The following is a 24,572-nucleotide window of genomic DNA, read 5'->3' on the forward strand; positions in this document are numbered from 1 at the left end:
CTGAGCAATGAGCGGTCTTCGTCGCAGATGACCAACGTCATGGTGCGTGGCCGAGGCTGCTTTATAAACTCGGAACACTGGCTCCGGAAGCTTAGCTATCACGGCTCAGTCGGAGCAGTTCCTGCCTGGCGCCAAAACTGAAGTCTTTCAGCGGGTCTGCAAGTCCAGAAGCCGCCATTTTGGGTAGTTCTTCTATAGACAGTTTGGGTCGAAAATACTGTTCCACGATACGCTTTATCGTTTGGTCCGCGGCATCAACGACCGAATCCGAAGAAGTAAGTCGGATACGGTTCAGCAGCGCATAGGCATTCATCAGGGTTTCGGGATGCTCCAGCGTGCGATCGAAGGCATCCATCGCCAACTTGGAGCATTCATCAATGAACTCGGTATAGACCAGTTCGCGCCGGCGTATTTCAGCATTGATCGATTCACGCTTGCTCTGGGCTTTTTGAGTAAACCGCGCGGTCGCGATGCTGGAAACTCCACCTACCAAAGACCCGAGAACAGCGGAAAGCCCGCTGATGATAGATTGATCCATTGTTGCTACCTTTTATTGATGGATATGAAAAGTCCGTTGGTTTTTCCGCGCGAACAACACTACTGCTCTTTCGGCAGTGCGCCGCTCATGCCCTGGATTACCGGAATGGCGATGACGAGTGCCAGTAAGCCGAGACTTAGGTCGTAGAAACCCATCCCCTTTGAGAAGGCACCGCAGCAGATCGATACCTTCTCCTACGATATAGTAGTTACGCACCCCCGTTTCATGCGAAGTAAAGCTACTGTCACCATCCCCCGCCCAAAGCTTTATATAAAGCAACATGCCCCGTCGCCCACGCCAAACGGCTTTGCAACAGTTGCTCGCGGGCATTGTGCCAACTGCGGCGGCTATCCAGCACACTTGAGAGATCGGCCTCGCCTTCGGAGTAATAAGCCTCCGCGGTTTCCGCGGCCTTTTTTGCCGACTGCACGGCGCTTTCCAGGGCCAACCGCCGGCTGTGTTCGCCCTGCAGCGTGGACAGCCCGTCTTCGACTTCCCGCAGCGCCGCTAAAACCGATTTTTCATAGGCCATCAGCGCTTCCTGGTGACGGGCTTCTTGAGCATCGATGTTCGCCAGCAGGCGACCGGCCTGGAAAATGGGCAGCGAAACGCGCGGACCGAAGCCGTAGAAACCGCTGGACAGGCTGGTGAAGTTGCTCAAATCCTGGCTCTGAAAGCCGGCCGCACCGGTCAGGGATAATTTGGGGAATAATTCCGCCACCGCCGCACCGATGGATGCGGAAGCCGATGCTACCGTGCGTTCGGCCTGGCGGATGTCGGGCCGCCGCCGCAGCAAATCGGAGGGCATGCCTGGCTGAACGGCAGGCGGGACGGGAATCGCCGCCTGGACTTCTGCCAATTCGCCTTCCAATCCGGCAGGCGGCAATCCGGCCAACAGCGCCAGAGCATGCCGGGTATTCTTGATCTGCGCTGAGATAGGTGCAACGCTGCCCTCGGCCGTTTCCAATTCAGCTTTCGCCCGCTGCACATCCAGTGCCGTCGCCATGCCTTCCTGAAAGCCGGCCTCGGCCAGACGCAAGATCTCACGCTGGTTTTTCAGGTTATCTTCGGCTATAGCCAGCCGGGAATGCAGCGCCGTTAATTCCAGATAGGTCCTAACCACTTCGGCGGCTAGGCTGACTTGTACGTCGAGCTGGCTATCGGCTATCGCCTCGGCGTTGGCTTCAGCCGCTTCCTGTTGACGGCGGATGCCGCCGAATAGGTCCAGTTCCCAGGAGCTGTCGAAACCGGCCTGGAACAGGTTAAACGGCGTGCCGAGAGGACCCAGCGTGGAAAGCAGACCGTTCTTACCTTGGCCTCCTCCTTGTATCGAACCCAGCGCACCCAGTAAGGCATTGGGGCTGATCCGTTGCCGTTGAAAAGCGCTGGAGGCGTTGACGCTGGGCCAGCGTTCCGCGTCGGTCACATCGCGTTGAGCTCTGGCGGCCTGGATGCGGGCTCCTGCCGCCTTGAGATCGAGGTTGCCTTGCAGCGCCCGCTCGACCAGCCGATTCAGCCTGTCGTCGTTGAAGCCCCGCCACCATTGCGCCAGTTCATTAGCGGCAGCGACGGTGGTTGCCGGGGCCGCTTCGGTCCAGCGTTCCGGCATGGCCGGCTGCGGCGGCTGATAATCTGGGCCCACCGCGCAGGCGGTGAGCAAGACGGCAAGACCCAGCAGACTTAGCCGCCGAAAAATAAGTGTGGTCTCATTCCCGCGCGCCGCGCAGGACTCAGAAAAGTGCATAGCCATCTTCATTCCTCCCGTATCCCAAACCAAGCCACATACAAAGCCGGCAGGAATATCAAGGTCAGCACAGTAGCCACCAATAAGCCGCCCATGATCACCACGGCCATCGGTCCCCAAAACACGCTACCGGCCAGGGGGATCATCGCGAGGATTGCCGCGGCGGCGGTCAGCACGATAGGGCGCAAGCGGCGCACGGCGGACTCGATCACTGCATCCCAAGGCCTGACGCCGGCGGCGATGTCATGCTCGATCTGATCGACCAGGATCACCGAATTGCGCATGATCATCCCGGCCAGTGCAATCACGCCCAATGTGGCGACAAAGCCGAAAGGCTGATCGAAGATCAATAGAAAGGCCGCCACGCCTATCAGTCCTAGCGGCGCCGTCAACAGTACCATCGCGGTACGCTTGACGCTCTGCAACTGCATCATCAGCAAGGTCGCCAGGCCGAACAGCATCACCGGCATCACCGCATTGATCGAGGCCTGAGCCTTCTGGCTGCTCTCCACCGCGCCGCCCACTTCTATCCGATAGCCGTCGGGCAGTTTGGCGCGCAGGGCTTGCAACAATGGCTCGATTTGAGCGGTCACTTCCGGCGCTTGAGTGTCGTCGCGGATGTCGCTGCGCACCGTGAAGGTCGGGAAACGGTCGCGGCGCCAGATGATGCCTTCCTCGAAACCGTATTCGGCACGCACCAACTGGCTCAGCGGCACCGACTTGCCGTTTCGGGTCTGGATATTGATCTCCTCGATCAACGACGGGTCGTTGCGCTCGCCGGGTTCGCCGCGGCCCAGCACCTCGATCAATTTGTTGTTTTCCCGGTAATCGGTGATTCCGAATCCCGACAGCTCGGTATTGAGTGCCAGGGAAATGTCCTTGGAACTGACGCCCAATACCCGCGCCTTATCCTGATCCACGTCCAGACGCACCGCCTTGCTGGGCTCGCTCCAATCCATCTGCACGTCCAGTGTATGCGGATTGCCGCGCATGACCTGGGCAACTTCCTCGGCAATGGCGCGGGTTTGTTTGATGTCGCGCCCCGACACCCTAAACTGGACCGGAAAGCCGACCGGCGGCCCGTTTTCCAGCCGGTTGACGCGGGCGCGCAGCAAGGTAAAGTCGTTGTCGAACGCGGCGAGCAAGCGGGCGATCAGTTTTTCCCTCGCCGCCATATCCTTGGTCAGTATCACGATCTGGGCAAAGTTGTCGTGCTCCAATTGTTGATCCAAGGGCAGGTAAAAGCGGGGCGAGCCGGCACCGACGTAACTGACGTAGTTGACGATGTCCGGATCGTCTTTCAGCAAGGCTTCGGCTTTTTGGGTTTCACGCTCCGTGGTCAAGATGGACGATCCCTGGGGCAGCCAAAGATCCACCAGCACTTCGGGACGTGCGGAAAACGGGAAAAACTGCTGTTCGACCCAATGGAACGAAGTCATCGCCAGCACAAATGCCACGGCGGTCGCCGTCAGTACCCAGCGTCGGCGGCGCAGACAGCCGGCCATCAGCCGCCGGAATTTCGGATAAATACTGCGGTTATAGACCTCGGCCTCGTCTTGCACACCGTGACCCGTGAGATCCGGTAATAGCAGATAACCGATATAGGGCGTGAAGATCACGGCGACCAGCCAGGACACCAACAAGGCAATGCCCACCACCGCAAAAATCGTGAAGCAATATTCGCCGGCGGAAGACTTGGCGAAGCCGACCGGCGTGAAGGCCGCCGCCGTCACCAGGGTGCCGGTCAGCATCGGAAAGGCCGTGGAGGTGTAGGCGAAGGTCGCCGCCTTGATCCTGTCCCAGCCCTGTTCCATCTTCACCACCATCATCTCGACCGAAATGATCGCATCGTCCACCAAGAGCCCCAAGGCGATGATCAGCGCGCCCAGCGATATGCGCTGCAAATCGATGCCCAACAACTTCATCACCAAAAAGGTAATAGCCAATACCAAGGGGATGGACAAGGCCACCACCAAGCCGGTGCGCCAGCCCAGGGACAGGAAGCTGACCGCCAGCACGATGACCAGCGCCTCCTCCAGACTCTTCATGAATTCGGCGACGGACTCCCTGACGACGCCCGGCTGATCGGATACCTGATGCACGTCGATGCCGACCGGCAGGTTGGCCGACAATCGGTTGATCTCGGCGGATAGTTGTTCGCCCAAGGCCAGGATGTCGCCGCCCTTGGTCATCGATACCGCTAACCCAATGGCGTCTTCTCCGCTGTAACGGAACTTGGGTGTCATGGGTTCGGCGTAACCGCGATAAACCCGGGCGATGTCGCCCAGCCGGAACTGCCGACCATTGGCTTCGATGCCGATTTCGCGTATCGCCTCGACCGATTTCAAGTCGCCGCTGACGCGCAGGTAGAGCTTATCGCTGGCTGTGTCGATGCTGCCGGCGGGATTCAGGCCGTTCTGCTCGCGCAGGGTCTTGGCGATGATCATCGGGTCTATGCCCAGCGTTGCCAATTTACGGTGAGAAGCCTCGATATAGACCTTCTCTTGCTGGACGCCGATCAAATCGACCTTGGCGACACTGGGAATTCTCAGCAGCTCCTGGCGCACGTCGTCCACGGCGTCCTTTAGTTCGGCATGAGTAAAGCCGTCGGCAGTGAAAGCGTAAATCGTGCCGTAGGTGTCGCCGAACTCGTCGTTGAAAAACGGCCCGCGCACGCCCTCTGGCAGCGTATGGGCGATGTCTTTCAGTTTCTTCCTCACCTGATACCAGGCATCGGGCACTTGTGCATTGGGGGCATATTCCTTGAGGTTGACGAAGATGAAGCAGCGGCCGGACTCGGAGTAACTCTTCACGTAATCCAGCCAGGGCGTCTCCTGCAATTTCTTTTCCAGGCGATCGGTCACCTGTTGTTCCATCTCCCGCGCCGTCGCCCCCGGCCATTCGGCGCTGACGACCATGGTCCTGATGGTGAAATCCGGATCTTCGGCTCGTCCCAGCGTGAAATAAGCTAGCGTTCCAGCCAAGGAGACGGCCACCAACAAATAGGCAATGAAAGACTGATGGCGCAAGGCCCAGTCGGACAGATTCAATGACTTCATGGGCTAACTCCCAACAGGCGTACCTTCTGCCCCGCAACCAGCTTATGCACGCCGGCGGTAACGATGGTTTCGCCCTCGACTACCCCTTCAATCAATTTGGCATTCTCGCTGTCGTATCCTGCCACGGTGACGGCGCGCGGACTAACGGTTTTGGTCGCAGGATCAAACACCCATACCGACGCTTTACCGTTATCTTGGCTCAGTGCCGTCAATGGCAGACTAACTGCGGGCCGTGCGTCGTCTTTTTGTACATGCACGGTGGCGGTCATGCCCAAGCTGACACCGGCGTCGGCGTCGGCGAGCGATACCTTGGCAGTATAAGTCCGCAGTACCTCATCCACGCCCGGCGAGACCTCTCGGAGCCGGCCCTGGTAGAACTGTTCGGGCTGCGCCCACAGATTGACCTTGATAGAAGTGGCGGTACGTAAGTCCTGTAAGCGGTTTTCCGGCACGCTGATCACGACTTCCTTTTCGTCGGTTTGCGCCAAACGAACGATAGCCTGACCGGCGGTGATGATTTGTCCCGGCTCGGCATCGACGGCGGTGATGACGCCGGCACGGTCGGCCCGCAGTTCCGCGTAGGCGGATTTGCGAGCATAACTTCCCAACGAGGCGTGCAAGGCAGCGACGCGGGCTTCGGCGCTACGAACCTGGTCGCGGCGACGCTCCAAGGCGGCCGGACTGGCCAGATCTTTTTCCTGCAGATTGGCGAGATGGCCCAGATCCTTACGGGCCTGATCCAGCTCGGCCTGCGCCGCGGCCAGTTGCGCCTCGGCCCCGGCTTCGTCCAAACGCACGTCGGCTTGATCCAAGGTCGCCAATAATTGGCCTCGTTCAACGGTCGCTCCCACGTCCACCAGACGCTTGACGAGTTTGCCGCCAACCTGGAAAGCCAAGGGACTCTCGTGTCTAGCCCTGATTTCGCCGGAATAACGGGCGGTGGTTGCCGTTTGCCGGTATTGCGCCTCGACCACTCGAACCGGTCGAGGCGGGGGCTCGGCCGTCTTGGATTCTGAACAGGCCGTCAGAAAAATTGCGCTTAAGGCTGCCATAGCAATGAGTTTGGCATGCCAATCTAGCGATAGATGCGTCGCTTGGGTTACGACCGCATGGGCGCAGAAGGTTCGGCTACAAATGAAACTGTTGCCGAACCTAGCGTAACCCGAGAACATCAAAACCTTGTGATTCATCGTTGCACTCCTCTGATCATCGCGTTAATGGTCATTTTGGCGGTATCTTCGACACTACGCCACTCTATCCAGGGGTCGCCGTAAAGGTTGATATGAATGGCGACGACGCCGTGCGTGCCAGCCCAGAAAGCTTGTGCCAACAAATGGGGATCGGTAAATTCGGGAGCCAGCAATTGCTTTGCGATGGCATCTTCAAACGTATTCAACAGCAGCAGGTAAGCGTCGGTCTCCGGCTTGCCGTGCCCCATTTCAGCCAGTTGTTCCACTTCATGCAGCCGGTTGCTCATAAACATCAGCCGAAAGTGATTGGGATACTCGATGCCGAATGTCACGTAAGCCATCCCGGTCTTACGCAGCCGCTCCAGCGGCTCTGGCTCGTCGGCAGCGTTTTGGATCGCCTGCATCAACGACATCATATCCAACCGGCACAGTTCTCGAATCAAGGCATCCTTGTCCTTGAAATGGAGATAAATAGTGGTGGGAGAATATTCAATTTCCTCGGCAACGCGGCGCATCGTCACTGCGTCGTAACCTTCGCTGGCAAACAACCAGCGCGCCGCATCGAGAATTTTGTTGCGGACTTTCAGGCGATCCCGCTCACGCCGTTCGGATATGCTCATAAACACCATTTATTTACTTAACGGTGTTATCTTAGTAATCGTAGTTATGTTTTGTCAAGCAAACAATCTCAAGCTGGCTTAGTAGTTTTGAGAAACGGGCATTTGATCACATCAATGCGATTTACAGGTTAGAGGGAGCTTTGTAGAAAAAGGAATACACCGGATGTCCGCAATATGAGGAGCTTCGACCGGTCACCGATGCAATTTTTTGGCGGAGTGAACGCTCTACATGTCTTCAAGCTGAAATCGCTCCAGCTATTTCCTTAGTGGCTGGAAACATCTGGAGAATGAGGAACCCAAGCTTACGCTGCAGTTGGCAAACCAAGCGATGGCGTATATAAATGTAGGAAGTATTTGCAGAGGGCAAGCCCTGAGGGGGGAAGCCGTTGGTTCCGGGCGCTGGTTGCGGAAAACGCCTGATCGCTAATGTGGTAGCGGTTATGGGTGCGGTCCTGTCACCCCGATTCGATCCAATCCGTTAAAGAAAATAAGTCCCCATTAACGGTTAAATCCATTCGATAACGGTCAATTTCACATACCCCACTGGCGCCTAGCCTGCTTAGCCAACTAAACATGACTGAGTTATCGGCAAGAACAAAACCTCTTAATATCTCTATGCCTTTTTTACTGGCGATCCGATCGAGCATTGCCAGTAGAACAGTTCCAAGCCCCCGATGTTGATAACTATCGATGACTACCAGAGCAAACTCGGCTATCGTGGGCTGATCCTGAATACGGATAAACCGAGCAATCCCAACGCCCTGATGTTCAGGCTCATTATGTGCGTGTGCAATCCACGCAATATGATCGTGTTGATCGATTTCTGTAAAATGATGCAACTGGATATCGGATAGTTTCGCGATGGGGGAAAAGAAACGGAAGTAGCGCGATTTCAAGGATAAAGCCAGCATGCCTTGTTGTATAGTTTCTTTGTCGTCAGGCCGGACAGGCCTAAAATCGACCAGTTCACCATCCCGCATTGGCAGGGTAAATTCTTTGAAGTTGTCGATACTGCTAAGATACTGGTCATTCATTTTACGATCTGGATGGAAATTATCTTTAATAGCAACACTATAAAGGACGCCTAACCGGTTCGGTCAATCGTCGATCAACCTTATGTGCTTCAAGCCCACGGCAAAACCATTATCCGGCATGAGCAAAGCTTGCTTAGCACTGTGCGGGCACTAGGCGAAAAAAACCCGATTAGTTACCGTCGAGGACGTTGACAACTGAGCCGGTGCAAGTCAGGCCCGATCAGCCCCGTTCCAAAGGGTTAGTCACGGTAGTATGACAATAATCTCCTAAAACCACTGTTTGGAGACTGTCATGAACCCAGTAAATCAAAACGCGCAACATGATCCTTGGAACAAAGGCAAGTTGATTGGCCAGAAGTCACCACTAAAATTAAAGGAAATTTGGGCCATACGTATTCGTTTGCAGATGGCCAAAAATACCCGCGAACTGGCGCTCTTCAACCTCGCTATTGATAGCAAGCTTCGGGGATGCGATTTGGTCAAGCTTAAAGTTTGCGACGTTGCCCAAGGTGGCCGGGTATCATCACGCGCAATGATAATGCAGCAGAAAACGCATCGACCAGTTCAATTTGAGATAACGGAACAAACCAGAGACTCTTTGGCCAATTGGATTAGTCAGGCGCAACTAAAATCCGATCAGTACCTTTTCCCAAGTCGAATTCATCATTCGCCACACCTTTCGACGCGGCAATATGCTCGAATAGTTGAACATTGGGTGACCTCTATTGGTCTTGATCCCGCTGCTTATGGCACACATACCATGAGACGGACAAAAGCGACCTTAATTTACCATTGACCAGGTCTTTGACGCGGTAGCCATCTCGGGATGAGATTGGAGCCAGATCGCCCCGTCGGCGTGATGCCGGTTGACAGCTCGCTTCGCGCGACAAGGTTAACAGGGCAACGTTGCGAAAACGGCACATGACGCTCTGGCACTAACTATTGGTGCGTATTCGCATAACATTAATTATGTTAAATCCATAAATTTCCCGGAGCGTATTTATAATGAAAACAAGGACTTGGCCACTGAATCGCTGCATATCGGGCCGCGTATTCCGCTGGTGGACCTTTGGGCCTAGCGGTCACTCCCATAGCCGCTGGTCGAAATACCCAAATGATCGGTGTCAGCCTGCCAAACCGGTTCTAGGCGATACCGGTGACTTTTTCCGCCCATGACCTCAACGAAGGGCCGTTATTGGGCAAGCCATTGAAAGTAGTCTTCGGCTGGACTCGACCCAAATAAGACATACAAAGCAGTTTAATGGCCGACTGATTAGAGATGAACAGCAGACTGTCGCTTTATATAATAAAAACCGTCTATAATTCGATGTCGCAAAATTTATAGACCCAATCTAATTGCTTGTTAATAATATTTTTTCTATTTTTAACATAGCGAAAACGTATTAGTAATATGGAGAGTAAATGGATAACATAATTTTACAAGGAATGCTAAATGACTTTATTACAAGATTTGAGCTCGAAAAAGATGATCTCGACATTCAGTTTGAGAAATTTTTAAATTACTGTTTATTGAATGAAGATTATTATGACTCATTTGATTTCGAAAAAGTAGGCACTGGGAAGTGTATTGGAATTGATGGGATTGCCGTAATTATTGGTGGAATTATAGTTGATTCAGTTGAAAATGCTGACTTGTTTACAAAGGCGCAATTTGATGTCAACTTTGTATTTGTTCAAGCGAAGACTTCTAATAAGTTCGACTTTGGTGATTTTTTAAAATTTGTTAGTACAGTAAAAGTATTTTTCGGCAATGATGAAAGCGCTATACCATCGGAGCTCGCGAAAGCATATAAAATCAAGAAGCTTATTTATTCAAGAGCTTCGAAGCTAAGGAGCTTACCAACCTTATTATTGGTTTATGGCTATGCTGGTAACTTTAATTTGAAAGAAACAAACCTAGAATCTCAAATTAATAGTGAAATTAATCAAATAAAGTCAATTCCATATTTATTCTCCACTGTAAAATGGAGTATTCATGATGGCAAGGCAATAGAAGATCTTTACAGAGAGGCGCAAAATGAAATACAGCATCAAATTGCATTTCAAAGACATATTGCTTTGCCTTCAATAAATGGCGTGAAGTCAACATACCTTGGGGTTATTAAGTGCAAGGACTTTGTTTCTCTGATCACAAAGAAAGATGGAGATATAAATAAAGGGCTTTTTGTTGGGAATGTTCGTGATTTTCTTGGTGGGAAAAATCCAGTCAATACAGAAATAGAAAAGACACTAAAATCTCCAGAGGAAAAGGATCGGTTTGCAATACTAAATAATGGTGTGACTATTGTTGCAAAAAAAGTAACACCATCGGGTGACACGTTCGAGCTATCGCAATTTCAAATCGTCAATGGATGCCAAACTAGTCATGTGCTATTCAATAATTCCGATTACATTAATGACGAAATGTACTTAACAGTTAAGCTAATCGAAACATCAGACCTCGACATAAGCGGAAGTATTATTGCAACAACAAATAGCCAGTCTCAGGTCACCAAAGAAGCATTTGCTACTATAAGACCATACCATCGCCGCTTGGAAGACTTCTTCAATGCGCTACGTAGTTCTGGATACATTTATTACTATGAAAGGAGACCTCATCAATATGATGATTACGGTGATGTAAAGCAAAAACAAGTTGTATCTGCACCAGCATTAATAAAATCATATGTTTCGGTGGTTCTGGAGGAACCTCACAAAGTCCATTATTACTATGGTCAGTTATTGGCTGAATACAATAGAAATGAATCGAGCGAGCTATTTGCGGAGACTGATCATCCAGGACTTTATTTTTTATCACATCATATAGTTTCTAAGACCAAAGAGCGGATAGCAAATAATAATAAACTTAAGGTTTGGGTGTTCCATATCGCGTTGCTTATAAAAAAACTTATAGCGCACGACTTAGTAAAAAGAAAAGCAATAACAGATAATAAATTTTTGAGCATGCTGGATAGTATCGATCGCTCTTTTGACTCAGCGTATGAAAAAGCGGTATCGATAATCAATAGTACAAGACCCAATAAAAATGCAAATAAACTGCCTGAAACAACCAAATCATTGCTTGCCGAGTTAAGGAAAAGTAAAGATAAAATTCACATTGCTCATGCTGGTGAGCAACCAAAGGAGTATTCTTTGGCTGACGGCAAGTATATTGGAACGGTTATTAGCAAAAAAGGTGACGAGAATTCTTATGTTGTTAAGTATGGTCCCTATGAAGTATCTGTAGGCATTGCTTCTGACTCCGACAGTTATTTAGTCGCAGGCAATCGTATTACATTTGTGGTCAGCGACAGGATAGCAACACAAAATCAAGATATTCGCTAATAAGCTGTTTCTGCTGATAGTATCGAACACGGCTCACATTGTTAGATTAACTCTATTTTTCCTCCGAACATGGCGTTGAAGGGCTGGTTTATTGCCATTTTCAGCTCGGTAGGATGCGGTAAACAACGTGCACCGCATCGATCGCGATTGGTGCGGTTCGTAAATTCACCGCACCCTACGACTGCTTTTGGCTAGATATTTGCCATTGGCGCTTTTGTTCAGTCTGTCGGCAATTGGCCGATTGGGTGAGATCGCCAACGGCGGCTATGTAGACTTCCGGTTAGACACCTCGATTTGGCTTACTGGCCGCTTTGGAGAAACACGAGTGGAAAAAATGGGCGGTTCTATTGCTTCGGTCTGTACCTTGCCTTCAAGAAGTTTAAACGTTAGCAACAGGAGTCGCTAGCTCACTATACCGGCCATCTACTGTCAGTCGATCCTGCTCGTCGACTGACTGCTAATTTCAAAGAAGGTTTTTTAGACCTTTGCCGGCTTTGAACGAGGGCAATTTAGCGGCTGCTATGGTGATTACTTCGCCGGTTTGTGGATTGCGGCCGCTACGTTCGGCGCGGTCTTTCGCCTCAAAGGAACCGAAGCCCATAAGTGAGACGGAGTCACCGGCTTTCAATGCGGATTGAATGGATTGGATAAGCCCATCCAAAGCGCGGCCTGCGTCTGCTTTGGTCAGTTTGGCGTGGCTGGCGATGGCATCAATGAGTTCAGATTTATTCATATCGGTTTGCTCCTGACGATGAAGGCAGTTGAGTGACGAATTTGCTAGCCTGATTGAGATTGCGCGAGATTATTGTAGTCAGAAAATTCAGTGATTACTTCCAGGCTAATGGTGCGCATTTTGTTCGGCAGAAGGTTCAATACATTTTGCATCATCATGCTGGGGTTTATTGACCCAATCGCTGACCGCTGTCAGGGTGATGTCGGCATAAGCATCGTTTTCGAGTAACGACAATACCGTGTCGGCTCCGGCGGCTTTGTCCAACCAAGCATGATATTGATCGGGCGGAATAATCACCGGCATGCGTTCGTGAACGGTTTGCATCCGGACGTTGGCGGCGGTGGTAATGATGGTGCAGGAATACAAAGCCTCCTGACCTGATTTCCACTGCTCCCACAGACCGGCAAAGGCGAACAAGCCTCGATCGGCGCGGTGTATGTGAAAAGCCTGTTTGCCGTCCGCGCGCTTTTGCCATTCAAAATAGCCGTCGGTGGGAATCAAACACCGTTGGTGTTTTACGGCTTCCCGAAAGGCCGGCTTTTCGGTAAGGGTCTCCCGGCGGGCGTTGCTCAATTTCCAGCCGATCTTGCGATCCTTGGCCCAAGGCGGTACCAAGCCCCACCACAAATTCACGGCTTTGCGCGTCCCGTCGGCGCGCTCGACGATATTCAGAATTTTCTGGCCGGGCGGAATGTTGTAACGGGGTTGCATGCGAATCGACTTCAGCACCTGGAAATGCTCGGCCAGTGCTTCGCTGGTTGCGGTCAAGCTGTAACGGCCACACATGGGTATAGGCTCCGCAACATGATTAGAACAAATATAGAACAATTCCGGTTTCGACGGTAGACTGCGTAATTGCATTTACTTGCACACCCAAGTGCAGAGCATCTGCACACCTAGGTGCATCACTTGCACACCCTTGGCCTGAAGGATGCGCAAGCAATGGGTTTAGGCCTCTAGGCTGTGTTTTTACCTTTCAACTTCCGCATTGATTCTCCTTTGAGTTCTATCGGATGCGCCCGATGGACGATCCGGTCCAAAATTGCGTCGGCGACCGTGGCGTCTTCGAACAATTCATACCATTTATTGGTTGGATATTGACTGGTGAGGATTAAGGAACCAACCATCGACTGCTGATCCAGGATTTCTAAAAGTATTGGCCCTAATTGAGCGGGTACGCCGCCAATACCAACATCGTCAATGATCAATAACGATGCACTAACCAGTTGACGACGTAGTTTCGGCAAGCTGCCGTCGGCCAGCCCCACGGTCAAGTTTTCAAACAAACGCGTTGCGGTCATATAAAGCGTACCTAACTGTAGTTTCTTGATTTCATAACCGGCTTTTCTTGCACTTATCCGGCATTTTCATCTCAAATTAACTGACTCTATAAAATCACTTTTTCTCACATTAATTGCACAGGGCGGTTTTCTTTCTCGCATTAAATGATTTTATCGAGTTGGATTTCTCGCTTTATTTGATTCTATCCTACGCCCATAAACGATAAATTGAAGGCGCGAGCTTTATAAAATCCCCAGCTTATGGATTTCCTTGTTAAAATCCTCAGCCCGTGCTGCTGGCAATTGTCCGTTGAAATACGCCTTGATTTCGCCCCGCCTGGCATTCAGATGTTCGCACAAAGCCGTAGTGTTATACCCATGCCGGGCCAGTTTGGGTTCCAGCGTGTTTAAGTCGGGCGATAATACGGTTTCGACAATCTCCACATCGACCGGTTTTGTGCCTGTGGTGGCACCCTTGATCAAGGCGAGCGTCAGGTAATGGCAGATTTGCAACGGCGTGATCAGCCGTTCCGCCAAGAGATTGATCGCGTCGGGGGTCACGATGTCATGGACGGCTGTTTTCGGTTTGCTGCAATGCGTCAACACCCATTCGATATACTTCTGTTTCTGTTGCCCCCAACTGTCCAAGCTAAACAATTTAGCCCGCGCACCGATTTCTTCCATGGTCGGCTTGTTGAGGTCATTGCCCAGTTTTGGGTGGCCGACCATGATAATGGTCAAGATGCCTTTGGCATCCTCAATGGTTTCAATCAATTGTTTTAGCGCAATCAAGGTGCGCCAATGGAGATCATGGGCGCCATCGATGAAGAACGCGATAGGCTTGTTGATTTTACGGATCAGTTCTTGGAGTTTCCTTTCCCTGATCTCGGCTTGGGTAGGCACCTTAAAATCCTTTGGGGTGGGCAAATCGGCGAATAGCGCGGCATATAAGGTGTTAATGTTGACGCGGCGCTTGTCGGTCGCCAACGACTTGGCGACAACCACCTGGTTGTTTTTCTTTAAGCCATCCTGAAAATGCCGGATAACCCGAGTCTTGCCAACGCCGACGATGCCGGTCAAGGTAATGATGCCGCCTGACATGACGGCGGCTTCAAGGCTATGCAAAACACTTTTAAAGGCTTCAGTCTCAAAGTAGTCGGCTTTATCCAAATCCTTGGCCAAGCCATAGTATTGCATCATTTCACCGTACATCAGTCACCTCCCGAATGCCCGGCCGAGCTTAAAGTAAAATACGCGCGAATTTTGTCCAGCACCGTCTTCTTGTCCAATGTCTCATCGAGGATCGTATTGATGGCGGCTATTTGCAGGTCGGTCAACCGGGACAAGGGTTTGCCGAGATAATCTGCAATGGCAGTCTTGGCATCCAACTTGTTTTTGAATATGGTAGGTTGCAGGAATGGGCTGTCATCGAATGGCATCGATTTGGGTTTTTCCATCTGGACGATATTGGCTTGGGCCAACAGGGCTTGGTCGCTGCCGTTAATGCCGGACAATGCGGAACGTGGCAAGCTGAGCGTTTTTGCCAATTCCCCGATCCGATCCGCTTTTAGCTCAACGCAGCTCTTTTTGTGTTTCCGGAACTTGCCGAACGGGATCGGCCCCTCTTCAGGATAGAAAGGCCCTTGTTTCTCGTCATTGAACTCAACATAGAGTTCGTTATCAAAAATCCCCCAAAGCAAGGTGATGTCTTGCCCCGCCATGTCATGGCTTAATTGATAGCGGATGCCGTCAATACCGACGCAGGCGTTGCTGTCCGCCTTGCGCTGTTCCGGTTCACGGGCGAAAGTGCGGAAGCGATCCCACGAACACATTTCCCTAAACCCTTGCGACGGCAGATTTTGTAGCCAATCCGCCATACGGGAATGGTCTTCATAGCGGTGATCCATCGCGTTATATTCCTCTAAATACCTGTGTAACCAGGCATTAGCTTCTTCCAGCGTTTCCGGCTGCTGGAGATGGTAAAGGGTTTCCAAGGAAGATTTGATGGTCAGGAAAGAACGTTCCACTTTGCCCTTGGATCGTGAGGTGGTGCGCCTTCCATCGCTGCCCCTTGGCATATGTACCCGCACTTCGATGCCCAGTTGCTTCATAACCCACAAGAACACCCGGCTTTTAGACACCGGGCCGGCATCCATATAAATGACCGAAGGGATGCCCTGGAATGGGTTGTTCTTGTCCTTCTTGGCGGACATCGCATTAAACAGGAACAATAGCGCGGTTATCACGTCTTCGCCTTTTACCAAATGGTATTCCTGGTAACAAACCCCGCTCCGGTCATCGGTAACACCGGCCAAAGCCAGATATTCCGAACCCTCTTTTAGCGTTTTGCCGAAAAATTCCGGCTTTTTCAAGTCTGACGGCGAGAAATCAAATTGCCAGCACTCATTGCTAAAGGTTGCCTGGAAGGGCGTCCAGGGTGGCTCTATGGTCAGGGTGCGGTTGTCGTATCCCCATTGTTTCAGATAACGGCTGACCGTGCTGAGCTTGAGCAGGCCGGATTCGACTTTAACCAATCCCTCCGCCGTTTCAATGCCCGACTTTTCGAGGATTCCAATACAAGCCTTGGTCGATAAGCGCCGTCCTTTTTTGCTGGTCGTCCGAAGTTTCAGCGCCGCAATCAATTCGCAGTAACGGCGCATGTCTACCGCGGGCAGGCTTCTTGATGTATTGTAATCGCTGCGGTGGGTCAAATATGGCAGTTGATGCGTGCGTAATTGTCGCCGGACAGTGGATGCCGAAATCCCAAATGCTTCGCAGGTTGCCTCAACAAGGTCTTTGCGTTGGGTATCCCTTGGGGACAGCGCATCCAGTTGGTTTTGAAGTGCTATCAGTACCTCAAAAGGGAGGCGTTTACGCGGCACGAACCCTGTCCCGTTTAGGCCGACTGATGCCGTGCTTGCTCATCCAGTTGCGCAAATTGGCGGAAGTGGTGCCATATCGACCGGCAATAAAAAATAGGGTTGCGCCATTTGCAAGCAAAGCTTCAATTTCAGGGCGGAACGGGTCGAGCTTGCTCTTGCCCGGCCCTTTGGGGCGGCCTAACGTCATACCGGCGGCTTTTTTGGCACGCAAGGCTTCTGTTGTGCGCTGCGAGATCAAATCGCGTTCAATTTCGGCAGCCATGGAAAACGCCATTGCGACGATCTTGCTTTGGATGCTTTGGTCAAGCCGCCAATTGCCTTTCACCGAATAGACATGGACACCGCGTTCCATCGCAATCGACAAAATTTCCATGCACTCCAACATACTTCGCCCCAAGCGGGACATTTCGCTGACCACTAAATTATCTCCCGTTTGAAGGTCTTCGATGACTTGGGCAATCTTGCGTTTGCGCCAGGAGATTTTGCCGGAGGCTTTTTCTTCAGTGAATTTGACCTGACCCAGATTGTGGTGATTGGCCAGCACCAAAATATCTGCCTTGTTTTTCTCCAAGTCCTGGTCTGCGGTCGATACCCGTAAATAACCGATCGTTTGTGCCATCAATTTGCCTAAAATGCCTATAAAATCATCAAAGGTAATGAAAACCCTAAAAACAGGTTTTATAATAACCAAAAATGGATTGAAAACACAGTGCTTTTCTTTAACTAAAGCGGATAGCAAAAACGTTCGTTTTTAATGATGTTTATTGCCATCATAACCCCCAAAAAATTCAAATGCAGTTGGCAAACACCAACCCAATAAACCAGCTATCGGCTTTCAGTTTCCTGATGGATAATTTGCATTATGTTGTCATATCTGACTACAATAATCGGAGCAAGGAGCGCGTATGACAGAAAAGACAAGGCCGATTTCATGGATCAAGGCGGCCCGGAAGGATTTTGAAGATTTTCCCATGCCGGTGCAGCTAGAAGCCAACCGCGCACTGACTGTCGCGGCGGAAGGGCGTAAGGCCGACAATGTGAAACCGTTGAAGGGCTTCGACAGCGGTATTATGGAAATTGTTCTGCGCCACCGTGGGGATGCTTTCCGCGTTGTTTATGCCGTGCAAATTGGGGTCGTCTCAGAATTCGGAAAAAATCGTACGCTAAGTGAGCGGCTGGCTACCAGAGATGCGATTGTGAAACACTTCGTCATTTATGGTATTTTGCTAAAACTGGCTTGAGCGTGCAGGCTCCAAGCTCACAAAAGGGGGTAGCCATGATCGGCTCGATTGGTTCGTATTCCACAACCCAGGCAGGCGGCGCGGCGGCTTTCAAAGCGGCTTCGGCGACCGAGCGGGTTTCTGACGCTTCAGAAAATCAGGGCGCGTCAGGTACGCAAGGCGGCACACAGACGATTTCCACGCTGGCCCGACAGCTGGCCGCAAGCGCCAGCCGTGCCGAAGAACGAGACAAGACCCTCACACGCTCGGAATTAGCTGACAAGGCGAAAAGCATTATGAATCACGTAGTTGGTGATTCATACTATGCAAATAAAACACTGCACGACAGCGAGATTCCCAATACCAGTGACCCGGAATTACTGTCTAGAGCCAAACAGGCAACGGCATTCGTTAATGATGCATCTAGAGGCGGCCACTCGATAAAAAACCCATTTTCCGGCCTATCGCGAGAACAGTTGTCAAACATTATTTACGACGAGAGCGGTACGTATACGGTGAATGAGCGTCATGCTGCTTGGCGAGAGTCTTACGATCAGGAAGAAGCGTGGCGAGAGAAAGTGGCAGCCCAAGCCATGGCCGAATACAACAGCACGGGGAAACTGACGAATTTCTTCAGTTCCGTGCTGGACCATTTCAAGGAACTGCCTGCAATCGAGCAAGCGCAATATCCAAAAGATTATGCCAGCGATCTACAGTCCAAGATTGATCTGGATTTTAACTACCGTACACACAAGGCAGAGGGTAAAGACAAAGACCCCATGAGCTTGATCGAGATGCTATTCGAGCAAAGCCCACAACAAACCAATGAATTGCCCCAAGAGCCGAAAAACACCACTGACTCACCAACTGTAAGGAGTAATCCATGAAATTGTTGCAAAAACTGCTCGCCGCCACCTCCATTTTCGCCGCCACAGCCGCGATTGCAGGCCCGCCAGTAACTGTCACCTTAAAAAACAACAACACAACAACAGATGCGACCTACAGGATCGTTACAACCAACGAATCCAGTACATATGCCAACGCTTCCCCAAAACCGGCTACAACTGTTTCGAAGTTGGGTTCCAACTCTTATGCCGTGACGAGCCTGATCAGCCCGGACGTCAACTATGCAAACGTCCGCTATAAAATCGGCTCCAAGGAATGCGTGTTCGGCACAACCTTCGTCAACGCGCTGCAACCCGGTGGCTACAAGATCCCGAAATGGACCAAGACCGCAACGGGTAGCGGCGGAGCGATCTGCACTGCCACCATTACCTCGACCAACTTGCCAATTATGACGAGCTCGTTTTTCGCACATAACCGGGCTCGATATGCAGGTTCCAAGTACGAGGAAGGATTATCATGATCGGCTCGATTGGCTCGTATTCCACAACCCAGGCAGGCGGCGCGGCGGCTTTCAAAGCGGCTTCGGCGACCGAGCGGGTTTCTGACGCCTTGGAAAATCAGGGGGCGTCAGGTATGCAAGGCGGCACACAGACGATTTCCACACTGGCCCGACAATTGGCCGCGAGTGCCAGCCGTGCCGAAGAACGGGACAATACCCTCTCTCGTTCGGAATTGGCTGACAAGGCAAAGACCGCCTTGAGTCAAATATCGGGAGATTCTTACCAAGTTAACAAGAAAAAGCACGACGACGAAGTTCCCAATACTAGCGACCCTGTTTTGTTAGCTAGAGCCAAGCAAGCCACAGAGTTTGTGAATAGGGGCCGTCTCAGAAAACGGAAAAAATCGTACGCTAAGCCGGTTGCAGCGGTCGTAGCGGCCTGAACTTGCCCGCACCGATCTTGGCGCTGCTGCGCCAAAGGTAATCGCCGGTCAGGTTGATATGCTCCCAACCCAGCGGTGACAAGTACTGCAACAGCGCATCATCGACAGCGTGGCCGTTACCACGCAGGGCATTCGCGGCACGCTCCAGATAGACCGTGTTCCACAGCACGATGGCGGCCGTCACCAGGTTGAGGCCGCTGGCCCGGTAGCGCTGCTGCTCAAAACTGCGGTCACGGATTTCGCCCAGGCGGTTGAAGAACACGGCGCGGGCCAGCGCGTTGCGCGCCTCGCCCTTGTTCAGCCCGGCATGGACGCGGCGGCGCAGCTCGACGCTTTGCAGCCAATCTAGAATGAACAGTGTGCGCTCGATGCGGCCCAGCTCGCGCAGCGCGACGGCCAGGCCGTTCTGGCGTGGGTAACTGCCGAGTTTGCGCAGCATCAGGGAGGCCGTGACGGTGCCCTGCTTGATCGAGGTGGCCAGCCGCAGGATTTCGTCCCAATGGGCGCGCACGTGCTTGATGTTGAGCGTGCCGCCGATCATCGGCTTCAGCCCGTCGTGGGCGGCATCGCCCTTCGGGATGTAGAGCTTGGTGTCGCCCAGGTCGCGGATGCGCGGCGCGAAGCGGAAGCCCCAAGAGGTGCATCAAGGCGAAGACGTGATCAGTGAAACCCGCCGTGTCGGTGTAATGCTCTTCGATGCGCAGGTCGGATTCGTGGTACAGCAGGCCGTCGAGCACGTAGGTCGAATCGCGCACGCCGACGTTCACGACCTTGGTGTGGAACGGCGCGTACTGGTCGGAGATGTGGGTGTAGAACGTCCGCCCTGGGCTGCTACCGTATTTGGGGTTGATGTGGCCGGTGCTCTCGGCCTTGCTGCCGGTGCGGAAGTTCTGGCCATCCGACGATGACGTGGTGCCGTCGCCCCAGTGCTCGGCGAAGGGATGCCGGAACTGCGCATTGACCAGCTCGGCCAGCGCCGTCGAGTAGGTTTCGTCGCGGATATGCCAGGCTTGCAGCCACGCCAGCTTGGCATAGGTCGTTCCGGGGCAGGACTCCGCCATCTTGGTCAGGCCCAAGTTGATGGCGTCGGCCAGGATCGGTGGTGGGAGAATATTCAATTTCCTCGGCAACGCGGCGCATCGTCACTGCGTCGTAACCTTCGCTGGCAAACAACCAGCGCGCCGCATCGAGAATTTTGTTGCGGACTTTCAGGCGATCCCGCTCACGCCGTTCGGATATGCTCATAAACACCATTTATTTACTTAACGGTGTTATCTTAGTAATCGTAGTTATGTTTTGTCAAGCAAACAATCTCAAGCTGGCTTAGTAGTTTTGAGAAACGGGCATTTGATCACATCAATGCGATTTACAGGTTAGAGGGAGCTTTGTAGAAAAAGGAATACACCGGATGTCCGCAATATGAGGAGCTTCGACCGGTCACCGATGCAATTTTTTGGCGGAGTGAACGCTCTACATGTCTTCAAGCTGAAATCGCTCCAGCTATTTCCTTAGTGGCTGGAAACATCTGGAGAATGAGGAACCCAAGCTTACGCTGCAGTTGGCAAACCAAGCGATGGCGTATATAAATGTAGGAAGTATTTGCAGAGGGCAAGCCCTGAGGGGGGAAGCCGTTGGTTCCGGGCGCTGGTTGCGGAAAACGCCTGATCGCTAATGTGGTAGCGGTTATGGGTGCGGTCCTGTCACCCCGATTCGATCCAATCCGTTAAAGAAAATAAGTCCCCATTAACGGTTAAATCCATTCGATAACGGTCAATTTCACATACCCCACTGGCGCCTAGCCTGCTTAGCCAACTAAACATGACTGAGTTATCGGCAAGAACAAAACCTCTTAATATCTCTATGCCTTTTTTACTGGCGATCCGATCGAGCATTGCCAGTAGAACAGTTCCAAGCCCCCGATGTTGATAACTATCGATGACTACCAGAGCAAACTCGGCTATCGTGGGCTGATCCTGAATACGGATAAACCGAGCAATCCCAACGCCCTGATGTTCAGGCTCATTATGTGCGTGTGCAATCCACGCAATATGATCGTGTTGATCGATTTCTGTAAAATGATGCAACTGGATATCGGATAGTTTCGCGATGGGGGAAAAGAAACGGAAGTAGCGCGATTTCAAGGATAAAGCCAGCATGCCTTGTTGTATAGTTTCTTTGTCGTCAGGCCGGACAGGCCTAAAATCGACCAGTTCACCATCCCGCATTGGCAGGGTAAATTCTTTGAAGTTGTCGATACTGCTAAGATACTGGTCATTCATTTTACGATCTGGATGGAAATTATCTTTAATAGCAACACTATAAAGGACGCCTAACCGGTTCGGTCAATCGTCGATCAACCTTATGTGCTTCAAGCCCACGGCAAAACCATTATCCGGCATGAGCAAAGCTTGCTTAGCACTGTGCGGGCACTAGGCGAAAAAAACCCGATTAGTTACCGTCGAGGACGTTGACAACTGAGCCGGTGCAAGTCAGGCCCGATCAGCCCCGTTCCAAAGGGTTAGTCACGGTAGTATGACAATAATCTCCTAAAACCACTGTTTGGAGACTGTCATGAACCCAGTAAATCAAAACGCGCAACATGATCCTTGGAACAAAGGCAAGTTGATTGGCCAGAAGTCACCACTAAAATTAAAGGAAATTTGGGCCATACGTATTCGTTTGCAGATGGCCAAAAATACCCGCGAACTGGCGCTCTTCAACCTCGCTATTGATAGCAAGCTTCGGGGATGCGATTTGGTCAAGCTTAAAGTTTGCGACGTTGCCCAAGGTGGCCGGGTATCATCACGCGCAATGATAATGCAGCAGAAAACGCATCGACCAGTTCAATTTGAGATAACGGAACAAACCAGAGACTCTTTGGCCAATTGGATTAGTCAGGCGCAACTAAAATCCGATCAGTACCTTTTCCCAAGTCGAATTCATCATTCGCCACACCTTTCGACGCGGCAATATGCTCGAATAGTTGAACATTGGGTGACCTCTATTGGTCTTGATCCCGCTGCTTATGGCACACATACCATGAGACGGACAAAAGCGACCTTAATTTACCATTGACCAGGTCTTTGACGCGGTAGCCATCTCGGGATGAGATTGGAGCCAGATCGCCCCGTCGGCGTGATGCCGGTTGACAGCTCGCTTCGCGCGACAAGGTTAACAGGGCAACGTTGCGAAAACGGCACATGACGCTCTGGCACTAACTATTGGTGCGTATTCGCATAACATTAATTATGTTAAATCCATAAATTTCCCGGAGCGTATTTATAATGAAAACAAGGACTTGGCCACTGAATCGCTGCATATCGGGCCGCGTATTCCGCTGGTGGACCTTTGGGCCTAGCGGTCACTCCCATAGCCGCTGGTCGAAATACCCAAATGATCGGTGTCAGCCTGCCAAACCGGTTCTAGGCGATACCGGTGACTTTTTCCGCCCATGACCTCAACGAAGGGCCGTTATTGGGCAAGCCATTGAAAGTAGTCTTCGGCTGGACTCGACCCTTTCTTGACCTTCGCACTATCACCGCTCGAGAGACCGGTTAACAAATTACAGCGGCCGTTAGGAGTGGCTGGTCATTGGATAACCAACACCCTAGCACTCCGTAAATACCCATCAAATCCAATCAGCAGCGAAATTACCCAATCTTAGTGTGACGAACAATTGTGCCAGCAACTAAAAAGCGCATGAGCTCAAATTCCATGCAGTGTCCCTGTCGATTGTTTAAACTTGCATGATTCTACTTAATATCGTTTGGTCATAAGTTACCGATTATGCAATACCTTCAAACCCCTGGGTTTACCATTGATGTATTACTGATATGCGCACTTAAAGATGAATACGACCAAGTCCTTAAAGTCACTGATGGTCTTCAGAGTTCGGGTTGGAATGAGCATCCGATTGCTAGCGGCTGGATTGTAGCGGACGCTGATTTTGCGACTGGAACTGATGGCATACTTCGAATTAGGGCGACACATGCCAGTCACATGGGGAGAGAGCAGGTTCAAGCCGTCGTAAGTAAACTTATTTCTGAGCAGCCTACAAGGTGTATTGCAATGAGCGGGATCTGCGCTGGGCGGCAACGCAAGGTATCCCTTGGCGATGTGATATTTGCGGAACGACTCTGGTCATACGATGCCGGGAAGATAACTGTTGAGGATGGCGCAACAAAATTTCAAGGCGATCCTATCCAATATAATCCGTCAAAAGTATGGGTGCAGCGTATGCAACATGTACCCAGCCCTTCATCAAACACATCTTGGCTAAGTTCGCGACCTAAGCTGCCATTAGAATATCAAGAAGAGTGGGTTTTACTTCGTCTTTATGCCAATGAAGAGCCAAGTCAACACCCCGATTTCAATTCAGAATGTCCGAACTGGAATGACGTTTTGCAGCGTCTTTGGAAACGAGAATGGGTGGAAAAACCATTGAAGTTGACAGACACCGGAAGACAACATGCTGAAGAATTAATTTTACTCCATCCTGATAGACTGCCAACACCATCTGATTTTATGATTCATGTCGCGCCTATGGCGACTGGAGCCGCTGTAACTGAAGATGCTGGAATTTTTCCGCGTCTTGCTGATTCTATGCGCAAGGTACTTGGTATAGAAATGGAGGCAAGCGCGCTGGGTGCGTTTGGCGAAGTCCACGACATACCTGTAGTTGTCGCAAAAGGTGTGTCAGATTATGGTGACTCGTTTAAGGATGACCGCTACCGTGAATTTTCTGCCCGAGCTTCCGCAGAATTATTGATCGCATGTCTACGGAATGCGGCAGACTTGCTACCAAAGCAAAATACGCCAACTGGTTTAGCCTCTGCCAATCTTTCATCGCCATCATCTGTAAATAACATACCAACCGATCTTATTAACGTACTCGCGGAAGAATATCCCGATGTTCAACAAGCCCGCGCTTTATGGCAGCGAGCCGGTGGCAGAGCGAGTGATGTCGAAAATTTAGCCAGACCCCGCGATCTATGGCAACGACTTTGGCAACGCAGTGTGCAAGGTGCGTCGGCGCGGCCCGAAAAGTTACTGCAATCAGCATTGGAGGACTTGCCTGACAATGCTGCATTACACCAATACCTTGCCATGTTGAACGAATCAACCAAAATTTAATTTGCC

21 protein-coding genes and 4 pseudogenes are annotated in these 24,572 nt (G+C 51.4%); 10 read left to right on the plus strand and 15 right to left on the minus strand.

Annotation, left to right across the window (positions count from 1 at the left end; all coding sequences use genetic code 11):
- Positions 1-91: 91 nt before the first annotated feature.
- The 6 genes from ACQE3D_RS24950 to ACQE3D_RS24975 all read right to left on the minus strand — a co-directional run bounded on the left by ACQE3D_RS24950 (position 92) and on the right by ACQE3D_RS24975 (position 8,185).
- Positions 92-538 carry a hypothetical protein gene (locus tag ACQE3D_RS24950; protein ID WP_256610831.1) on the minus strand — a complete coding sequence of 149 codons (447 nt, stop codon included), beginning with the start codon at positions 536-538 and terminating at the stop codon, positions 92-94.
- A 244-nt stretch (positions 539-782) separates the two neighbouring features.
- Entirely contained in the window at positions 783-2,288 is a 1,506-nt protein-coding gene (locus tag ACQE3D_RS24955) for an efflux transporter outer membrane subunit (protein ID WP_427551176.1), read from the minus strand.
- Positions 2,289-2,290: 2 nt separating this feature from the next.
- Complete coding sequence (locus tag ACQE3D_RS24960; RefSeq protein WP_427551178.1) at positions 2,291-5,341, minus strand: efflux RND transporter permease subunit; 3,051 nt, start codon at positions 5,339-5,341, stop codon at positions 2,291-2,293.
- A complete protein-coding gene (locus ACQE3D_RS24965) occupies positions 5,338-6,531 on the minus strand; it encodes an efflux RND transporter periplasmic adaptor subunit (protein WP_427551881.1) in 1,194 nt (397 codons plus the stop codon). Before ACQE3D_RS24965 ends, ACQE3D_RS24960 begins: the two co-directional genes overlap by 4 nt.
- Positions 6,528-7,151 carry a TetR/AcrR family transcriptional regulator gene (locus ACQE3D_RS24970; protein ID WP_427551882.1) on the minus strand — a complete coding sequence of 208 codons (624 nt, stop codon included), beginning with the start codon at positions 7,149-7,151 and terminating at the stop codon, positions 6,528-6,530. Before ACQE3D_RS24970 ends, ACQE3D_RS24965 begins: the two co-directional genes overlap by 4 nt.
- 455 nt (positions 7,152-7,606) lie before the next feature.
- A complete protein-coding gene (locus ACQE3D_RS24975; RefSeq protein ID WP_427551883.1) occupies positions 7,607-8,185 on the minus strand; it encodes an N-acetyltransferase family protein in 579 nt (192 codons plus the stop codon).
- Between the two features lie 66 nt (positions 8,186-8,251).
- Between ACQE3D_RS24975 and ACQE3D_RS24980 the strand changes: the two genes are divergently transcribed.
- The 3 genes and pseudogenes from ACQE3D_RS24980 to ACQE3D_RS24990 all read left to right on the plus strand — a co-directional run bounded on the left by ACQE3D_RS24980 (position 8,252) and on the right by ACQE3D_RS24990 (position 11,530).
- Entirely contained in the window at positions 8,252-8,377 is a 126-nt protein-coding gene (locus ACQE3D_RS24980) for a KfrB domain-containing protein (RefSeq protein ID WP_427551976.1), read from the plus strand.
- A gap of 100 nt (positions 8,378-8,477) precedes the next feature.
- Positions 8,478-8,975: pseudogene (locus ACQE3D_RS24985) on the plus strand (tyrosine-type recombinase/integrase); the annotation flags it as partial.
- A 632-nt stretch (positions 8,976-9,607) separates the two neighbouring features.
- The gene (locus tag ACQE3D_RS24990) at positions 9,608-11,530 is read left to right on the plus strand and encodes an AIPR family protein (protein ID WP_427551814.1); all 1,923 of its coding nucleotides are present in this window, start codon (positions 9,608-9,610) and stop codon (positions 11,528-11,530) included.
- Between the two features lie 463 nt (positions 11,531-11,993).
- On the opposite strand, the gene ACQE3D_RS24995 is transcribed toward ACQE3D_RS24990, so the two are convergent.
- The 6 genes from ACQE3D_RS24995 to ACQE3D_RS25020 form a co-directional block, all read right to left on the minus strand.
- The gene (locus tag ACQE3D_RS24995) at positions 11,994-12,317 is read right to left on the minus strand and encodes an HU family DNA-binding protein (RefSeq protein ID WP_427501822.1); all 324 of its coding nucleotides are present in this window, start codon (positions 12,315-12,317) and stop codon (positions 11,994-11,996) included.
- A gap of 51 nt (positions 12,318-12,368) precedes the next feature.
- Positions 12,369-13,049: an SOS response-associated peptidase gene (locus tag ACQE3D_RS25000; protein ID WP_427551884.1), complete on the minus strand. Its 681-nt coding sequence runs from the start codon at positions 13,047-13,049 to the stop codon at positions 12,369-12,371.
- A gap of 170 nt (positions 13,050-13,219) precedes the next feature.
- Complete coding sequence (locus ACQE3D_RS25005) at positions 13,220-13,564, minus strand: ATP-binding protein (RefSeq protein ID WP_427551885.1); 345 nt, start codon at positions 13,562-13,564, stop codon at positions 13,220-13,222.
- 222 nt (positions 13,565-13,786) lie between these two features.
- Positions 13,787-14,755, minus strand: a complete 969-nt coding sequence (locus ACQE3D_RS25010) for an ExeA family protein (RefSeq protein WP_427551886.1) — start codon at positions 14,753-14,755, stop codon at positions 13,787-13,789.
- Positions 14,755-16,425: an IS481 family transposase gene (locus ACQE3D_RS25015; protein ID WP_427551887.1), complete on the minus strand. Its 1,671-nt coding sequence runs from the start codon at positions 16,423-16,425 to the stop codon at positions 14,755-14,757. The genes ACQE3D_RS25010 and ACQE3D_RS25015 overlap by 1 nt, the downstream gene beginning before the upstream one ends.
- Positions 16,415-17,044, minus strand: a complete 630-nt coding sequence (locus tag ACQE3D_RS25020; RefSeq protein WP_319960966.1) for a recombinase family protein — start codon at positions 17,042-17,044, stop codon at positions 16,415-16,417. The genes ACQE3D_RS25015 and ACQE3D_RS25020 overlap by 11 nt, the downstream gene beginning before the upstream one ends.
- A 286-nt stretch (positions 17,045-17,330) precedes the next feature.
- Between ACQE3D_RS25020 and ACQE3D_RS25025 the strand changes: the two genes are divergently transcribed.
- Genes ACQE3D_RS25025 through ACQE3D_RS25040 form a run of 4 tightly spaced genes read left to right on the plus strand, consistent with a single transcriptional unit; the run spans position 17,331 to position 19,433 of the window.
- Complete coding sequence (locus ACQE3D_RS25025; RefSeq protein WP_427551888.1) at positions 17,331-17,666, plus strand: type II toxin-antitoxin system RelE/ParE family toxin; 336 nt, start codon at positions 17,331-17,333, stop codon at positions 17,664-17,666.
- A 35-nt stretch (positions 17,667-17,701) separates the two neighbouring features.
- Positions 17,702-18,532, plus strand: a complete 831-nt coding sequence (locus ACQE3D_RS25030; protein ID WP_200158754.1) for a hypothetical protein — start codon at positions 17,702-17,704, stop codon at positions 18,530-18,532.
- Positions 18,529-19,011 carry a hypothetical protein gene (locus ACQE3D_RS25035; RefSeq protein WP_427551889.1) on the plus strand — a complete coding sequence of 161 codons (483 nt, stop codon included), beginning with the start codon at positions 18,529-18,531 and terminating at the stop codon, positions 19,009-19,011. The genes ACQE3D_RS25030 and ACQE3D_RS25035 overlap by 4 nt, the downstream gene beginning before the upstream one ends.
- On the plus strand, positions 19,008-19,433 hold the full coding sequence (locus ACQE3D_RS25040; RefSeq protein WP_427551890.1) for a hypothetical protein: 426 nt from the start codon (positions 19,008-19,010) through the stop codon (positions 19,431-19,433). Before ACQE3D_RS25035 ends, ACQE3D_RS25040 begins: the two co-directional genes overlap by 4 nt.
- Here ACQE3D_RS25040 and ACQE3D_RS25045 read toward each other — a convergent pair.
- From ACQE3D_RS25045 to ACQE3D_RS25055, 3 genes and pseudogenes are all read right to left on the minus strand, one after another.
- Positions 19,402-20,542 (minus strand): annotated as a pseudogene (locus ACQE3D_RS25045) (Tn3 family transposase); the annotation flags it as partial. The gene ACQE3D_RS25040 and the pseudogene ACQE3D_RS25045 sit on opposite strands and share 32 nt — an antisense overlap.
- A 34-nt stretch (positions 20,543-20,576) precedes the next feature.
- Positions 20,577-20,687: pseudogene (locus ACQE3D_RS25050) on the minus strand (hypothetical protein); the annotation flags it as partial.
- Positions 20,688-21,133: 446 nt separating this feature from the next.
- Positions 21,134-21,712, minus strand: coding sequence for an N-acetyltransferase family protein (locus ACQE3D_RS25055; protein ID WP_427551883.1), 579 nt, complete (start codon positions 21,710-21,712; stop codon positions 21,134-21,136).
- Positions 21,713-21,778: 66 nt separating this feature from the next.
- On the opposite strand from ACQE3D_RS25055, the gene ACQE3D_RS25060 reads away from it, so the two are divergent.
- From ACQE3D_RS25060 to ACQE3D_RS25070, 3 genes and pseudogenes are all read left to right on the plus strand, one after another.
- The gene (locus ACQE3D_RS25060; protein WP_427551976.1) at positions 21,779-21,904 is read left to right on the plus strand and encodes a KfrB domain-containing protein; all 126 of its coding nucleotides are present in this window, start codon (positions 21,779-21,781) and stop codon (positions 21,902-21,904) included.
- A 100-nt stretch (positions 21,905-22,004) separates the two neighbouring features.
- Positions 22,005-22,502: pseudogene (locus tag ACQE3D_RS25065) on the plus strand (tyrosine-type recombinase/integrase); the annotation flags it as partial.
- A gap of 717 nt (positions 22,503-23,219) precedes the next feature.
- Positions 23,220-24,566 (plus strand): effector-associated domain EAD1-containing protein, encoded by a 1,347-nt coding sequence (locus tag ACQE3D_RS25070; protein ID WP_427551891.1) that lies wholly within the window; start codon positions 23,220-23,222, stop codon positions 24,564-24,566.
- Positions 24,567-24,572: the final 6 nt, after the last annotated feature.

Source organism: Methylomonas sp. MS20 (assembly GCF_050275925.1).
GTDB classification, from domain to species: Bacteria; Pseudomonadota; Gammaproteobacteria; order Methylococcales; family Methylomonadaceae; genus Methylomonas; species Methylomonas koyamae_A.